This is a genomic window from Ruegeria sp. AK11 (assembly GCF_056541095.1).
In genome coordinates this window covers 1-11,685 of the sequence record NZ_JBQFXU010000022.1, presented here as the reverse complement: position 1 = coordinate 11,685, position 11,685 = coordinate 1, and the positions used below count along the sequence as shown (strand labels likewise).

13 protein-coding genes are annotated in these 11,685 nt (G+C 57.4%); 1 reads left to right on the top strand and 12 read right to left on the bottom strand.

Features of this window, described 5'->3' with window-relative positions; genetic code table 11:
- Window positions 1-109: 109 nt before the first annotated feature.
- From ACR0D9_RS20315 to ACR0D9_RS20295, 5 genes are all read right to left on the bottom strand, one after another.
- The gene (locus tag ACR0D9_RS20315; RefSeq protein ID WP_480540067.1) at window positions 110-997 is read right to left on the bottom strand and encodes a GAF domain-containing protein; all 888 of its coding nucleotides are present in this window, start codon (window positions 995-997) and stop codon (window positions 110-112) included.
- A 122-nt stretch (window positions 998-1,119) separates the two neighbouring features.
- The gene (locus tag ACR0D9_RS20310; RefSeq protein WP_480484411.1) at window positions 1,120-1,305 is read right to left on the bottom strand and encodes a hypothetical protein; all 186 of its coding nucleotides are present in this window, start codon (window positions 1,303-1,305) and stop codon (window positions 1,120-1,122) included.
- An 87-nt stretch (window positions 1,306-1,392) separates the two neighbouring features.
- Window positions 1,393-2,442 carry a nuclear transport factor 2 family protein gene (locus tag ACR0D9_RS20305; RefSeq protein WP_480484410.1) on the bottom strand — a complete coding sequence of 350 codons (1,050 nt, stop codon included), beginning with the start codon at window positions 2,440-2,442 and terminating at the stop codon, window positions 1,393-1,395.
- 168 nt (window positions 2,443-2,610) lie between these two features.
- The gene (locus tag ACR0D9_RS20300) at window positions 2,611-3,558 is read right to left on the bottom strand and encodes a haloalkane dehalogenase (RefSeq protein ID WP_480488532.1); all 948 of its coding nucleotides are present in this window, start codon (window positions 3,556-3,558) and stop codon (window positions 2,611-2,613) included.
- A gap of 352 nt (window positions 3,559-3,910) precedes the next feature.
- Window positions 3,911-4,447 (bottom strand): invasion associated locus B family protein, encoded by a 537-nt coding sequence (locus ACR0D9_RS20295; RefSeq protein WP_209505046.1) that lies wholly within the window; start codon window positions 4,445-4,447, stop codon window positions 3,911-3,913.
- A gap of 179 nt (window positions 4,448-4,626) precedes the next feature.
- Here ACR0D9_RS20295 and ACR0D9_RS20290 point away from each other — a divergent pair, with 179 nt between their 5' ends.
- Window positions 4,627-5,625, top strand: a complete 999-nt coding sequence (locus tag ACR0D9_RS20290) for an asparaginase (RefSeq protein ID WP_480488530.1) — start codon at window positions 4,627-4,629, stop codon at window positions 5,623-5,625.
- Between the two features lie 5 nt (window positions 5,626-5,630).
- Here the strand turns inward: ACR0D9_RS20290 and ACR0D9_RS20285 are convergent, their stop codons facing one another.
- The 7 genes from ACR0D9_RS20285 to ACR0D9_RS20255 form a co-directional block, all read right to left on the bottom strand.
- Window positions 5,631-5,951, bottom strand: coding sequence for a YciI family protein (locus ACR0D9_RS20285; RefSeq protein WP_267364302.1), 321 nt, complete (start codon window positions 5,949-5,951; stop codon window positions 5,631-5,633).
- A gap of 22 nt (window positions 5,952-5,973) precedes the next feature.
- Window positions 5,974-6,402, bottom strand: a complete 429-nt coding sequence (locus ACR0D9_RS20280) for an SRPBCC family protein (protein WP_480474207.1) — start codon at window positions 6,400-6,402, stop codon at window positions 5,974-5,976.
- Complete coding sequence (locus tag ACR0D9_RS20275) at window positions 6,390-6,719, bottom strand: ArsR/SmtB family transcription factor (RefSeq protein ID WP_480540065.1); 330 nt, start codon at window positions 6,717-6,719, stop codon at window positions 6,390-6,392. Before ACR0D9_RS20275 ends, ACR0D9_RS20280 begins: the two co-directional genes overlap by 13 nt.
- A gap of 41 nt (window positions 6,720-6,760) precedes the next feature.
- Window positions 6,761-7,639 (bottom strand): phosphoserine phosphatase SerB, encoded by an 879-nt coding sequence (gene serB, locus ACR0D9_RS20270; protein ID WP_480488529.1) that lies wholly within the window; start codon window positions 7,637-7,639, stop codon window positions 6,761-6,763.
- 35 nt (window positions 7,640-7,674) lie between these two features.
- On the bottom strand, window positions 7,675-8,403 hold the full coding sequence (locus ACR0D9_RS20265) for a metallophosphoesterase family protein (RefSeq protein ID WP_480540063.1): 729 nt from the start codon (window positions 8,401-8,403) through the stop codon (window positions 7,675-7,677).
- Between the two features lie 121 nt (window positions 8,404-8,524).
- Window positions 8,525-10,120, bottom strand: a complete 1,596-nt coding sequence (gene serA, locus ACR0D9_RS20260) for a phosphoglycerate dehydrogenase (RefSeq protein WP_480540061.1) — start codon at window positions 10,118-10,120, stop codon at window positions 8,525-8,527.
- A 96-nt stretch (window positions 10,121-10,216) separates the two neighbouring features.
- Window positions 10,217-11,371 (bottom strand): phosphoserine transaminase, encoded by a 1,155-nt coding sequence (locus tag ACR0D9_RS20255; RefSeq protein WP_480488526.1) that lies wholly within the window; start codon window positions 11,369-11,371, stop codon window positions 10,217-10,219.
- Window positions 11,372-11,685: the final 314 nt, after the last annotated feature.

Here is an 11,685-nt window from a genome sequence, read left to right as displayed (position 1 = left end):
CAGACGCAGAAAGGAAATCAAACACCAGACAATCCAGAAACGCCGCTTGCTGCATCATCAGAACGCGGCGTAGATTGAAACTGCGGCGAGCATGATCCTCCTAAGCCAATCAAACGCTCGTGTTCCAAATCATTCGATGACGGACATCTTCGCCCGGTTTCAACTTCAGAAACCGAGCACCAGCATTTGCTATGAGTTCAAGATGTGTTCCCTCTTTATTGAGCATCGCCAAAGCCGACATATCCACATCGCACAAACGCAATACGCTGTTGAGGATTGTATCGAACACAGGTTTTTCATCGTCGCGGGAACGGCTAATCACTTCGAGAACTTCTCGTGTCGCAGACTCGCGTTCAAGCCGGGTCTGAATTTCGTGAAATTGACGCACGTTCTCAATTGCGATCACGGCTTGCTCAGCAAACGTCTGAGCGAGCGACACCTCTGACGGATTGAAAGGACTGATCTCTCGCCGAAACAGAGTTAAACATCCTATTCCGGCGCCGTCCTTGATTAATGGAGCAAAAAGTACACTTCGGATGTTTGAAGTATCGACCATGGAACGGACAATAGGACTGCCATTTTTGTAAAGTTCGCTTGTTCCCATATCGTCGAATGCAACAAGACGACCATCAATGATTGATCGCGCCGCGTAGGACAAGTCTCTGTCCATACGCATCTGCCCACTCTCAAACAAATCGACTGCTGCTTGGAACATACCATTGTGAGCGGCCAGCGTCTGCGCGTTGTCATCTGCAGTACCCAAAACCAGCCCCGCAAACGGCGCATTGCAGAGCTTGCAAGCGTGGTCGAGGATCGCATCAAAGACAGGTTTTTCGTCTTCACGGCTCTGGCTGATGACTTCAAGAATGCTCCGTGTAGCCGCCTCTCTTTGTTGTCCGCGCGCGAGATCACTCAGCAGACTTTCTCGATCTAATCCCCCTCGCGAGCCCCGCGCGCCCATCTCAACCACCTCTTTACGCTTGTCGAATTTAACCATGTAGGACTTCGCATGCCAAACAAATGCACCAACGCTGCCAATCAACGACGGGTCCAAATGCGAATGAGCATTTGTCCAGGATCTGCCAGTTCGACCCTACCAACTAAAATGAGAGTCTCCATTCAACATCGCGCGCCAGGATGAGCGCTTCCAGCGTGGGCTTGATCCACACCGAAATTATGCAAATGGCGGGCGACGATCTGTGCCGTGCGCGTTTCGGTAAAGCCAATTTCCGGATGAGCATGCAGGTCCTGTAAAATCGCGGTCAAATCTTCGGCAGTGTCTGCAATGGTGAGAAGAACATTCAAGCCAAAATCTCTTTTATATGCGCTTCTGTTGCCGAATGAGCCTGGGCAAGGATGGCGGATTACCATTTTTGGCTGGGAGGCCAGTTCTTAGGTGGTTCTTTGCCAATCGAGTTTAAGTATTGAGTGCTCCCCATCCAGACCCTTTAGCGGAATTGTCATCGGGTCGCGAAAAAGAAACTCATTCGACCCGCCAACCATAATCCGCGTGGCGTCTGACACACAGATATCACTTGGCGCAGCAAGCGACGCGATGCGAGCGGCTTTGTTTACCACTGTTCCGAAGTGATCGGCGTCAGAGGTAATCACTTCGCCGGTATGCAAACCAATTCGAACTTGCAGTTTCGGTTCGGCAGTTTCAGCTGCGTTGGCGCGCTGAATATTCTGAGCCGCTAACAGGGCGGCCCTCGCAGACCCGAAAGTAGACATTACACCATCACCAAGCGATTTCACCAATTGCCCACCGCTATCGACGATATGGGTCTCGACCAGCTTTAGGTGCCTGCGCACAGAATCGGTCCAGAGTGTGTCCCCTATCGTTTCAGCGATCGTCGTGCTGTCGGCGATATCTGTGAACATGACAGTCGCAATACCGCTTTGACCAAGTTCGTATGGGGTGGACAGGGCGGCATCGAGAAGTTCCTCAAAACCTTTTGCCTCGTACCCGAAGCCTTCAACGTTGTTGACGGGAATTGAGTTGTGAACATGCACGATTTTCCAGGAACCCTTGTCAAGTTTCAAAATGACGGTGGAGCGCAATTGCGCGGATTGTCCCGTTTCAATCGCGTCGATGGTTGCCTTCCATTCCACCCAGCCAAGAGATCCGCATTCAAAACCACGCAGTTCATCCGGGCGCCACTGAAACCGTGGAACCTCCTGAATATACTGCGCCATGCCACGACGTAGCGCATCATCCCGCCACGCCTCATCCTCGTCAGAGCCAAAATAGGACAACGCTGGATCGTCAGAGAAAAGATGTGCGACCGTTTCGCCGTCGCCGCGACCGTACGCTTTGATCCAACGTTCCACTATGGCGGCAAGTTCTGGCGAAGGGCATATCCGGTCTGTCATCAAGTGAATGATAGCAACTACAGCGTCTTGCGCATAGCACTCTAAAAATAGAGAACCGGTGAAAACCAAATGCAGCAGCAGCGCGGAAAGCCGCGGCTAGCGCAACAGATAACCCATGGTATCAAAGCACTCAGAATTTTCGACGTCACGCAAAGATCACTTTCGAGATAACTGCATCTGGCGGCTTTTTCCGTGTTTTGTCTATTCATGCTGCGGTCTGCACGAAGTTCCCAATTCTCAACCCTTAGGCCGAATGAGATGTCCTCCATCTTCCCATGCAGACAAGCCCGCGCGAGCAACTTGTTCTCCGTTGGTCTCCTGAACGAAGTGACCTGCGTCTGGCAACATCAGAGGTGGGCGGACTACGCCCAATATTTCGTGCATGCGTTTCATCAGCCTCGGCGGGATCAGAACATCTGCTTCTCCTATCGCCATGAAGCTGTCGCCCGACCAGTCAGTTTTCCACCATGCCGCTGCACGTCGCGACACATCAACGCCCTCCATGTCGGGTTCGGTCATTACCAGCGACGGGAACTTCCGCACGCCGCCCCGATAACGCGCGTCCGGGAAAGGGGCGGCGTAAGCGGCCGCAACTTCATCACTCATGCCGGGCACGTATTTTTGAAACAATGCGGCCACGTCATAGTCCGGTTGAGTTCGGTGGAATTCCCTCCAGGCATCGAATCCTTCGCTGCTACCGCCACCCAAGCCAAGAATTGTGTTCATAACCAATAGCCGATTGAAGCGATCAGGCATGTCTGGTGGAATGGTAAGACCAAGAAGCCCACCCCAATCCTGTACAACGAGTGTAATTCCTTTGAGATCGAGCGTTTCAATCAACTCGATCAAGCTCTGTCGGTGAAATGTGAAAGTGTAGCAATTGTCTTGGATAGGTTTGTCAGACCGGCCGAAACCGAACAGGTCAGGAACGACAACTCGGGCGCCAGTCTCGAGAAAGACCGGGATCATATGCCGATACAAAAAACTCCATGAAGGCTGCCCATGAAGGCACAAGAACACCCGCTCTGCATCCTGCGGACCTTCGTCTATTCTTGCCATCCGCAGGCCTTCATACCCGGCCAACTGATCTTCGTACTGAGGATGCCAGGCGAAATCAGGCAGGTTTAGAAAACGATCGTCTGGCGTACGTACTGCGTCAATAGGTGACAATCCTGTTCCCTGCATTTCTGTTTCTGTTGGCTAAAATTGCATCTTTCAGCGTAATCTCACAAGCTGACATGGCAATTCACGAATGAATGGCAACTTCGTCCACGACCTGCTCGTTGCCTTCGAAATCTTCGCCGCGCGCAGCACAGATGGCCGGTTTGACCACTGCCATGCATCGAAGAAGTTTATGCACATGCCGAATCTTTCTCGCTGCGTGCGTGCGCAGCGAGAAAATCGAATTCACAGAATGGGCTCAATCCTGCCATTTGAGGGCGGATTGAGCAATCGCAGCATGGACTGACCCACTTGACGGAAGTCCACATAAGAAAAGCCCCGCCAAAGACGGGACCATTTGCTTAGGCCGGGGTGCTTATTTGGTGCAGCGCTTTTCGGCGTCTTCGATTGCTGCGGTGAAGCCCAGCAACGAGAAAGTGTCCTTGGTTTGTGTGCCGCGTTCGGACCGGGCAGTCAGAACAGCCTCGGTTCCGCGTTTCAGCGCGGTGACGATCTTGGCGTCATCTGCATCTGATGCGGGCCAGGCCCACTCACCTTCGGTGAACAGTTCAAACTCGGACCCGTCGACATTCAGGTTCACCGTCGATCCAGGAGCAAACGGGTAGCCGCCGGTAAAGGTCACTTGTCCTTTGACCTCGGCATTGGGGCGATAGAACACAAACAACAGGATGTCGCTGCGCCGAACGGATACGACACGCCCGCCCCGGGTGTTCACGGTTTCCTTGGGGGCCGAAACGCTCCAGCATTCGGTGGGATCATCTTCGACAAAAACGCTCCAGTCCGTTTTTGCAGCAACCCGGTTTGTGCTTGTCGCCTGTTGGGCGAGTGCAGACGTTGCGGCGATGCCTGCCACACACAGGCCCGCAATCGTACGAACGAGCATTGATCCCATTTGTCCAGCCTCCTAGCTCGACCGATACCTCAAATCCATCGGACATGGCTGCGAACCCTTCCGGCCCGTCTATTCCGTTGCGCATTCCGATGATTGCCGACATACACACACTAACGCAGGTTTCGCCACAGGCGAAAGGGCGATTGGCAGATTTTTGCGCATAAATTTCGGAGGTCCTGATGACGCAGCCCGTAGCAATGACAGAACTGTGGCGCGGCAAGTTGCTGGAAAGCCTGCATCTGGGCCACGCGGTCATCTGCGACGACACCGGCCAGATCGTGCGCAGCTGGGGCGACCCGCAAGCGGTTATCTATCCGCGCTCATCCGCCAAGATGATTCAGGCGCTTCCGCTGGTCACGTCAGGAGCCGCGGCAAAATACGGATTGAACAGCGAACATCTTGCGCTGGCCTGCGCGTCACACAACGGGGCCGCGATCCATACCGACCGCGTGACGGCGTGGCTTGATCATCTGGGGCTGAGCGAGCACGACTTGCGCTGCGGGCCACAGGAGCCAGCGGACACCGCAGCGCGGGATCGGCTGATCCTGGCGGATGACACCCCGTGCCAGATCCACAACAACTGTTCCGGCAAGCATTGTGGTTTCCTGACACTGGGTCAGCATTTGGGCGCAGGGCCGGAATATCTGGAAATCGATCACCCGGTGCAGCAGGCCTGCCTGTCTGCCATCGAAGAGACGTCAGGCGAAACCAGCCCCGGTTACGGTATTGACGGCTGTTCCGCCCCGAATTTCGCCGTGTCGCTGGCCGGGCTGGCCCGGTCGATGGCGTGGTTCGCAAGCGCCTCGGATCGGTCCGACCGTTCCAGCGAGGCGGCGGTTCAGTTGGTGGCAGCCATGGTGAAACATCCGGAACTGGTTGCCGGTGAGACCCGTGCCTGCACCGAACTGATGCGCGCCATGAACGGGCGCGTCGCCATCAAGACCGGGGCCGAGGCGGTGTTTGTGGCCATCATCCCGGAAAAACGCATGGGCGTTGCGCTGAAGATCACCGATGGCACCACACGGGCCAGCGAATGCGCCATCGCCGCTATTCTGGTGAGCCTAGGTGTGCTGGAGGCCGATCACCCGGCCACCCGCAAATTCATGAACGCCACACAATACAGCCGCCGGGGGCTGGAATGCGGCGTGATCAAACCTGCGCCGGGTTTCCCCGGCTAAGGCCCCTACATCTCGATCTCGTGCACCTCGGCCACCTCGACCGAGCCCGAGCCATTGACGACCATCGGACAGCCCTTGGCCATCTCGGTCGCGGCTTCGATGCTGTCGGCCTTGATCACGGTAAAGCCCGAGGCCGGGTTTGCGCCGCCATTGTCGACAACCCCGCTGCTGCTGACCGTATAGGACTGTCCGACCGGGTTGCCGGGGATCTCTAACGCTTCGGCCATACCCTGAAACCATGCGCCCCAAGCGGCCATGGTCGCCTCAATCTCGGCGGGGTCGGTCGGGGTGTGTCCCCCGTGATAAACAAACAAATACTGGGGCATATCGCTCCTCCCTGATGAAACCTTATTTGCACTTCGCTTCGAGTTTGCGCAGCGAAGACGTCCAGCCCTGATTGTGGTTCGCGGCTGCTTCGGCATCGGCCAGTTCGCGGTGGTCCAAAACCAAGCGTGACCCTGTGCCCGTCGCTGTGACTGTGAAGGAAACGTGGCTTTCGGCCCCGCGCTGATCCTGATCGTCATGCCAGCCCCAGGTAAACCCCACCGAGTTTGGCGGGTCGACATGCGTGACGTGGCCCGAGACCTTGTATTGCTGGCCCTCGCTGTTTTCCATGACCGAATACCACGGGCCGGTGCGCGAGAAATCCAGATTATGCTCGGGGACATGCATCCCTTCGGGCCCCCACCATTGCAACAACCGGCTGCCGTCGCTGATCCATGCAAACAGATCCTCTGGGCTGACGGGGAAGTCCCGTTCCAGTTTCAGGTCGGCCATGAATTCTCCCTTTCGATGATATCACTGAGGCGATCGAGGCTGCTTTCCCAGAATTGCCGTTTGGAGATCGTCCAGTCGGCAATCATCCGCAGCCCGTCGGACCGGATGGAGTACATCCGTTGGGTGCCCCGCACGCGCTGCTGCACCAACCCTGCCTCGCGCAACACTTTCAGATGGCGCGAAATCGCAGCACCGGACATTCCGCGCCCTTCGATCAGGTCACCGGCGGGCAGTTCGCCCTGCGCCATCAGCTGCTCGACAATCGAGAACCGGGTGGCATCGGACAAAGCGGAAAAGGTGGTCAGAAGCGTGCTCATGACCTCTATTTAACACAAATGTTAAATAATGAAAAGCCCTGTCAGGATTCGACAAAATCCGCGCGACTGTACCCTTGCAGGTAAAGCAGTGCCGTCAGGTCGCCGTGATTCACCCGCACGTCGCATTTCGCAGCCACCGACGGTTTGGCATGAAGGGCAACGCCGGTTCCGGCCCGCCCCAGCATGCCCAGATCATTGGCCCCGTCGCCCACGGCGATCACGTCATTTTCGGACAACCCAAGACGCGTGGAAATCTGCTCAAGCGCCTCGATCTTGGCTTGCCGCCCCAATATGGGACGCGCCACATCGCCCGTCAGTTTGCCATCTGCGGCCAGCAGAGTGTTGGCGCGGTTTTCATCGAACCCCAGCAGCTCTGCCACCCGCGCGGTGAAGGCGGTAAAGCCACCTGACACCAGCGCAGCATAGGCTCCGTTGGCCCGCATCGTTGCCAGCAACGCCTGTCCGCCGGGCGTCAAGGTGATCCGTTCGCGCAGGACTTTGCCAATGACGCTTTCATCCAGATCCTTCAGCAGACCAACCCGTTCGATCAGAGCACCTTCGAAATCCAGCTCTCCGTTCATGGCGCGGGCGGTGATGTCCTTGACCCTTTCGCCGACGCCAGCCTCATCCGCCAGTTCGTCAATGCATTCCTGCTGGATCATGGTGCTGTCCATATCGGCCAACAGCATCTTTTTGCGCCGCCCAGCCGCAGGCTGTACAATCAGGTCCACGCCCATGCCCTGCAAGTCTGCCCAAACGTCCCAGCGATTGGCGGGCATGTCGCGCAGGTCAAACTCGACCGCCTCGTCCGGGCTGAGCCACAGGACATCCCCACCGCCCCACGCGTTGCGCAACGATTCCGGCAAGGCGCGGTCCAGTGAGGGTGCAGCCGGGTTGGTCAGCAAAGTGGCGACGTACATATTCCAATCTCCAGTGTCATACCCATGCGGAACGGTCAGGGCGTCAATGGTGTTCGACCTTGTTCGGTCAGTTCCCAGCAATTCTGTCCCTCGAATACGGCGACGCCCGTCGGGCGTCCGTACCCGGCCCCCGTGTCCAGATTGATCCGGTTGCCATAATGCGTCGCCTGATCCACAGGCGTGTGTCCATGAACGATCAGTTTGGGATGCGGGCCTTGGTAGTCGTGGAAGTCCTGTCTGATCCAGATCAGATCACTTGCCTGCTGTTCATTCAGCGGCACACCCGGACGGATACCCGCATGAACAAAGGCAATCTCGGGCGTCTGATGCATCGCCACCAGATCGCGCAGAAAGGTCAGGTGCGATTTCGGCACGGCTGCCTGTGCCATCCGGTGCAGGTTTTCAAGGCGAATCTGACCTTCGAATTCCACCCCATAGCTGCGCAGGGTGTCGATCCCGCCCAACCTGTCATGCAGCCAGTGGTATCCCACCAACAAATGCGGATCGTGGCGCGGCGTGTCCTCCATGAACCAGGCAAACATGCGATCGTGATTGCCCAGCAGAGTGATCCAGTTCCGACCCGCATCACGCCCGGCAATCAGGCGTTCGATCAGCCCGCGACTGTCAGGGCCGCGGTCAACGTAGTCACCCAGAAACACGATCTGAGCATCGGGGCCGCCGTCGCTTTGGATCAGGGACAGCGCGCGCTCCAGCTCAGCCACCTGCCCGTGCAGATCACCAATAACATAGATTGGCTGCGTCATAGACGGCCTCCGGCGGTAAAGTTCAGCTTGCTTGTGCCTCAGATCATGGTTTGAGAGAACAAAGGACCCGGATATTCGCATAACCGGGTCCTGAACTGTTCCTCAAACTCAACAGCCCCAATCAGGCGACGTCGAATTCCAGTGGCTTGATCTGTGTGAACAGGCCTGTTTCGGCAAGCTTCGCCCGCGCTTCGGCCGGGACCGGTTCGTCGACATAGAGCAATGCAATCGCTTCGCCTCCGGCCTCTGCGCGGCCGAGGGTAAAGTTGGCGATGTTCACGTTGTTTTCACCCATGGTCTGACCCAGCGTGCCTATGATGCCGGGCACGTCTTCGTTGGTGGTGTACAGCATATGAGCGCCGACCTCGGCATCGATATTGATGCCCTTGATCTGGATAAAGCGCGGCTTGCCATCGCTGAACACCGTGCCAGCGATCGACCGTTCACGCTTGTCCGTTACGACCGTGACTTTGATATAGCCATCAAAAACACCCGACTTATCCTGATTGGTGGTCGAGATTTTGATCCCGCGCTCTTTCGCGACCACAGGGGCCGAGACCATGTTCACCTCGGGGTTGAACTTTTTCATGATCCCCGCGACCACCGAACAGTTCAGCGCGGCCAGGTTCATTTCAGCGGCCACACCGTCATAGAGGATGTTGATCGCCTTGACCGGCTCGTCCGTCATCTGGCCGATGAAGCTGCCCAGATGACCTGCCAGCTTGATCCACGGCCCCATCAGCTTGGCTTCTTCCGCGGTCACGCTGGGCATGTTCAGCGCGTTCTCGACCGCGCCTGTCAGCAGGTAGTTCGAAATCTGTTCAGCCACCTGCAAGGCCACGTTCTCCTGCGCCTCGGTCGTCGCCGCGCCCAGATGGGGCGTGCAGACCACGTTGGGCAGGTTGAACAACGCGTTGTCCTTGGCGGGTTCTTCGCTGAACACGTCAAAGGCCGCTCCGGCAACATGGCCGGAATGCAGCATCTCGGCCAGAGCCACTTCATCGACCAGACCGCCACGGGCACAGTTGATGATCCGTACACCCTTTTTGGTTTTGGCCAGATTTTCGCGGCTCAGGATGTTGCGGGTTTGATCCGTCAGCGGCACATGCAGGGTGATGAAATCGGCGCGTGCCAGCAGTTCGTCCAGTTCGACCTTTTCGACGCCCATCTTGGAGGCTTTCTCTTCGCCCAGATAAGGATCATAAGCGATGACTTTCATCTTCAGGCCAAGCGCGCGCTCGCACACGATGCCACCGATGTTCCCCGCACCGATCACGCCCAGTGTCTTGTTCGTCAGCTCGATCCCCATGAACTTGGACTTTTCCCACTTGCCCGCATGGGTCGAGGTGCTGGCCTCGGGGATCTGCCGCGCCACGGCGAACATCATCGCGATGGCGTGCTCGGCGGTTGTGATCATGTTGCCGAAGGGCGTGTTCATCACGATCACACCTTTTTTCGAGGCCGCCTCTTTGTCGACATTGTCAGTGCCGATCCCGGCGCGGCCGATGACCTTCAGCCTGTCGGCTTTTTCCAGCAGGGTCGGTGTGACCTTGGTGGCCGAACGGATGGCAAGACCATCATATTGACCGATCACCTCGGCCAGCTTGTCTTTGTCTTTGCCCAGCTCGGGCATGAAATCCACGTCGATGCCACGGTCGCGGAAAATCTGCACTGCGGTTTCGCTGAGCTTGTCGGATACCAGTACTTTGGGAGCCATTTTGGTTGGTCCTTTGAATTCTTCAGGGGGTGGCGGGCGGACGCCCGCCCTATATCGGTGATGGGGTAGGCCGGGCTTCAGCCCGGCACATGAAATTCAGGCAGCCTGCGCCTGCGCTTTGATCTCGGTCGCAAAGGCCCAGGCCAGCCAGGGCAGCATCGCCTCGATATCCGAGGTTTCAACCGTACCGCCGCACCAGATGCGCAGACCTGCTGGTGCATCGCGATAAGCGCCGATATCCAGCGCGATATTCTCGGTCTCAAGCCGCTTGGCGACTGCCTTGGCAAAGGCTGCACCGTCCTGAATACGCGCGTCGGTGAACTTCAGGCAGACCGAAGTGTTCGACCGTGTCGCCTCATCCTCTGCCAGGTTTGCGATCCAGCCGTTCTGGTCGCAGAACGCGTGTACCGCACCCGCATTGGCATCCGCCCGCGCGATCAACCCCTGTAATCCGCCCACCGAGCGGGCCCAGTCCAGTGCAAAGAGATAATCTTCGACCGCCAGCATTGATGGTGTGTTGATCGTTGCCCCGGTAAAGATGCCCTCGATCAGCTTGCCACCCTTGGTCAGGCGGAAAATCTTGGGCAGCGGCCATGCGGGGGTATAGCTTTCCAGCCGTTCAACAGCACGCGGGCTGAGGATCAGCATCCCGTGGGCTGCTTCGCCGCCCAGCACTTTCTGCCAACTGAAGGTCGTTACATCCAGCTTGTCCCAGGGCAGATCCATCGCAAAGGCCGCCGAGGTTGCATCGCAGATCGTCAGGCCCTGGCGATCATCCGCAATCCAGTCGCCATTGGGCACCCGAACACCCGAGGTGGTGCCGTTCCACGTAAAGACCACGTCATTTGCGAAATCAACCGAAGCCAGATCAACGATCTGCCCGTAATCCGCGGTTTTCACCTCGGCGTCGATTTTCAACTGCTTGACCACATCGGTCACCCAGCCGGACCCAAAGCTTTCCCAGGCCAGCATCTCGACCTTGCGCGCACCCAGCAAAGACCACAGCGCCATTTCAACCGCGCCAGTGTCCGAGGCGGGAACGATGCCAACGCGGTAATCCGCCGGAATGCCCAGAATCTCGCGCGTGCCTTCGATGGCCGCCTTCAGCTTGTCCTTGCCGACAGCGGCGCGGTGCGACCGGCCCAATGCGGCATCGGCCAGTTTTGTCAGGTCAAATGTGGGGGGTTTGGCACAGGGGCCCGAAGAAAAGCGCGGATTGGCCGGCCGCGTCGCCGGTTGTTCGATCGTCATGTGTATTACCCTTCCAGATACACGCCCCTCGTTGGGGAGGGGTGTCCCACGGACAGACCTAGGGGGCCTTCGCATCTGCAGCAAGCGGAAAAGACGCTTTACCGGGTAAAAACGACATCTGAAACGGGCACAAATCAGAACACGCGTTTCCGATTGGCGAAAAACCCCGCCGATGTTTCGGCGGGGTTTGTCTGTGTTACTCAGCGGCGTCTTCGTATGCGTCCATTGGTGGGCATGTGCAGACGAGGTTTCGGTCGCCGTATGCGTTGTCGACGCGGTTGACGGGGGACCAGTATTTGTCGACGCCCATGGAT

Bases quoted from the DNA above. Each gene is read 5' to 3' on its own strand.
- ACR0D9_RS20315 (WP_480540067.1), bottom strand. From the start codon at position 997: ATGGTTAAATTCGACAAGCGTAAAGAGGTGGTTGAGATGGGCGCGCGG.
- ACR0D9_RS20300 (WP_480488532.1), bottom strand. From the start codon at position 3,558: ATGCAGGGAACAGGATTGTCACCTATTGACGCAGTACGTACGCCAGAC.
- ACR0D9_RS20295 (WP_209505046.1), bottom strand. From the start codon at position 4,447: ATGGGATCAATGCTCGTTCGTACGATTGCGGGCCTGTGTGTGGCAGGC.
- ACR0D9_RS20290 (WP_480488530.1), top strand. From the start codon at position 4,627: ATGACGCAGCCCGTAGCAATGACAGAACTGTGGCGCGGCAAGTTGCTG.
- ACR0D9_RS20285 (WP_267364302.1), bottom strand. From the start codon at position 5,951: ATGCCCCAGTATTTGTTTGTTTATCACGGGGGACACACCCCGACCGAC.
- ACR0D9_RS20280 (WP_480474207.1), bottom strand. From the start codon at position 6,402: ATGGCCGACCTGAAACTGGAACGGGACTTCCCCGTCAGCCCAGAGGAT.
- ACR0D9_RS20275 (WP_480540065.1), bottom strand. From the start codon at position 6,719: ATGAGCACGCTTCTGACCACCTTTTCCGCTTTGTCCGATGCCACCCGG.
- serB (WP_480488529.1), bottom strand. From the start codon at position 7,639: ATGTACGTCGCCACTTTGCTGACCAACCCGGCTGCACCCTCACTGGAC.
- ACR0D9_RS20265 (WP_480540063.1), bottom strand. From the start codon at position 8,403: ATGACGCAGCCAATCTATGTTATTGGTGATCTGCACGGGCAGGTGGCT.
- serA (WP_480540061.1), bottom strand. From the start codon at position 10,120: ATGGCTCCCAAAGTACTGGTATCCGACAAGCTCAGCGAAACCGCAGTG.
- ACR0D9_RS20255 (WP_480488526.1), bottom strand. From the start codon at position 11,371: ATGACGATCGAACAACCGGCGACGCGGCCGGCCAATCCGCGCTTTTCT.